This window comes from Paracoccus sp. SY, assembly GCF_002901215.1.
Lineage (GTDB): Bacteria > Pseudomonadota > Alphaproteobacteria > Rhodobacterales > Rhodobacteraceae > Paracoccus > Paracoccus acridae.
In genome coordinates this window covers 1-499 of sequence record NZ_NWMQ01000209.1, presented here as the reverse complement: position 1 = coordinate 499, position 499 = coordinate 1, and the positions used below count along the sequence as shown (strand labels likewise).

Annotated in this window: 1 pseudogene; it reads right to left on the bottom strand. The window is 63.5% G+C overall.

What is annotated here, in order from left to right:
• Window positions 1–142: 142 nt before the first annotated feature.
• A pseudogene (locus CK944_RS22590) lies at window positions 143–499 on the bottom strand (ArsR family transcriptional regulator); the annotation flags it as partial.

The following is a 499-nucleotide window of genomic DNA, read 5'->3' as shown; positions in this document are numbered from 1 at the left end:
AAGAACTCGCAGAACAGCTGATCAGCAGAGGGCGAAAAGGAAAGGGACCCACCCTGCACACGGATGCCTTCGTGGTGCGGTCACATCCTCAACGCCGGTCGCAAACTACCTGACGCGGACAGAGCTACCGGCGGCGTCTGCTTCACCGCAGCCATTCATCGAACCGTCTTTCCCCTTCCGGATGAAAGACGATCACCCGCGATGCAGGCAGGCGGCGCGCCCATGACACGGCAAGAATACGATCGAGCACGGCCTTCCCGAGCCGTCCGGCCAGATGATGCCGCCGCTGGCTCCAGTCAAGGCAGGCGCGGCAAAGCGGACGGTTGCTGGCGGGCAAGTCACCTTGCTGCAGCCCCAGGACAGCCAGCTTCGTCCATCCCTTGTCCGTCACGTCCAGATCGCGGCCCAGCCAGCCCTCCTCCAGCATCCGGTCATAGAGCATGACGCCCATCTCTCCAGCCAGGTGGTCGTAGCAGATCCGTGCCTTGCGGAGGGAGAG